Source organism: Burkholderia sp. BCC0322 (assembly GCF_902833045.1).
Lineage (GTDB): Bacteria > Pseudomonadota > Gammaproteobacteria > Burkholderiales > Burkholderiaceae > Burkholderia.
Map to the genome: position 1 here is coordinate 1 of NZ_CADFDU010000044.1, position 1,819 is coordinate 1,819.

The following is a 1,819-nucleotide window of genomic DNA, read 5'->3' on the forward strand; positions in this document are numbered from 1 at the left end:
CACCCCATTTCAAGCCCCGTAGGGCTTGGCAGAATAGCGAACACTTTTAAAGTGGTTGCACTATGTTTGAGAAAATTAACTTGTAATTTTCGGGGTGGAATTTCCCCAAAAAAAAAGAGGCGTTAAGCTCTTAATTTTTTAAAAAGGTTTTGAGTGATTGAAAGATTTTTTGAAAAAAAGTCTTTGGTGTTGGAAAGATTTTTTGTGAAAAAGTCTTTTGGTTTTTTAGTCTTATCTTGTTGGAATAGTGAACAGTTTTTAAATAAAGTTCGTTAAGGTTTTTAAATTTTATTGTCTTAATGAATTGACTAAACTTATCTAAATCAATTTTTAAATCTTCAAAGTTTGGTTCATCTTGAATGTCATATGGTCTTAAAAGATAGACTGAATTTGTATAACGATAGAACAGAGCATAGTTAAAAATAACAAATTCTAAATTGTGTTCTGTCATCGGTTTATGGTCATACATCATTGAAAAATAATAAAGAATTAAATGTGTTAGTTCGTGAATTACTAAACATTCAGGAATAAAAAAATCAGCTTCAAAGTTGTAATCAAGTTCATTAATGTTAAAAAGTATTTGGTTGTAATTAAAATATGCTACACCGTGTCTATCGTCAAAAGAACTATCTTTAATAAATGGTTGGCAATAAAATAAAGCCCTATTGATATGAAATTTTGTTAGGCTGTCTAGTTCTGTTTCTTTATCTTGATTGATTGAAATTAAGAACTTTTTTGCTTTAAAAAATTCGTCAAATAGGACTGTTATTTTTTCTTCTTGTGTTAGTTTCATAGACTATTTTTATATTTTTCCAATTCTTCAAAAATATAAATTTCTTCGTGTTTGTTGTAGATTTTTCTCATTGCCAATGATAAGAATAAAAAGCATATAAGAGAAAAAGCTATTGGAAATTTTAAATCTCTTGTAAATATGTAAAGAATACTGAAAGACAATACAGATATAAAGCCAGATAGGTAAGTATAAAAAAGGTTGTTGTCTTGACTGATTTTTTTAAATTCATATTTGAATTGATTAATCTTTTTTTGTAGTAGGTTCATTGTTTTTTCTCCTTATAAAATGTATTCAATGATAAAAATTAAGAACAATATTGAATAGGTAATGCTTACCCAAGTAATTAATTTTTTGTTGTTGGTGTTGTCGTTTAGGCTTTCTTCTGGTCTAAATTCTCTAAAAAATTTTCCGTCTAATTTCATAATTATTCATCCTTGAATGGGTCAAAAAGACTTGTTCTATCTTCTAAGTCTTCTGGTCTGTAAATTTCTTTCATTATTAAAGCTTGTTCAATTGCTCTAATAGTTGACTCTTTGATTGATAGATTGAATTTCATTTCTTTGATTTTTGCTATTAATCTATCTATCTCCAATTCAAGACTTTTAACATCTAATTCTTCGTGTCTTAAAATTGCTCTTAATTGTTCATTAGACATTTTTATAGCTCTGTCTGTTAAATTTTCCATTTTATTTATCTCCTTATGAATGGTATTTTTATTTTAATAAATCAATAATGTTAATCAATAGTAAGATAAGAGATTAGAAAAATTCGATATCATTGTTCCAGGTGTGCCAGGTCAAAAAGCGACCTCACAGAACGGTCTACAAGCGATTTTTCTAGGTTGGTTGGTGTGGTTGTGGCTTGGACATAAAAAAACGGCTCAAAAGCCGTTCTAGTAGGTTTTAGCTGTGTGGAGAGTGAAAACCCTAGCCTTTGGGCTTGTCCGTAGGTGCGGTGTCTATCTGGCTGTTTAGCAAGCTACGACTTGCTTTCAATAGCGGGAGTCCCATAGGGACGACAATAATG

General features: G+C 29.6%; 3 protein-coding genes. All 3 read right to left on the minus strand.

What is annotated here, in order from left to right; genetic code table 11:
• Nucleotides 1–130 precede the first annotated feature (130 nt).
• Nucleotides 131–793: a hypothetical protein gene (locus HWX39_RS35775; protein ID WP_175972149.1), complete on the minus strand. Its 663-nt coding sequence runs from the start codon at nucleotides 791–793 to the stop codon at nucleotides 131–133.
• Entirely contained in the window at nucleotides 790–1,059 is a 270-nt protein-coding gene (locus HWX39_RS35780) for a hypothetical protein (RefSeq protein ID WP_175972150.1), read from the minus strand. The genes HWX39_RS35775 and HWX39_RS35780 overlap by 4 nt, the downstream gene beginning before the upstream one ends.
• A 158-nt stretch (nucleotides 1,060–1,217) precedes the next feature.
• The gene (locus HWX39_RS35785; protein WP_175972151.1) at nucleotides 1,218–1,478 is read right to left on the minus strand and encodes a hypothetical protein; all 261 of its coding nucleotides are present in this window, start codon (nucleotides 1,476–1,478) and stop codon (nucleotides 1,218–1,220) included.
• Nucleotides 1,479–1,819 lie beyond the last annotated feature (341 nt).

Coding starts and splice junctions, on each gene's coding strand:
- HWX39_RS35775 (WP_175972149.1), bottom strand. CDS start 793: ATGAAACTAACACAAGAAGAAAAAATAACAGTCCTATTTGACGAATTT.
- HWX39_RS35780 (WP_175972150.1), bottom strand. CDS start 1,059: ATGAACCTACTACAAAAAAAGATTAATCAATTCAAATATGAATTTAAA.
- HWX39_RS35785 (WP_175972151.1), bottom strand. CDS start 1,478: ATGGAAAATTTAACAGACAGAGCTATAAAAATGTCTAATGAACAATTA.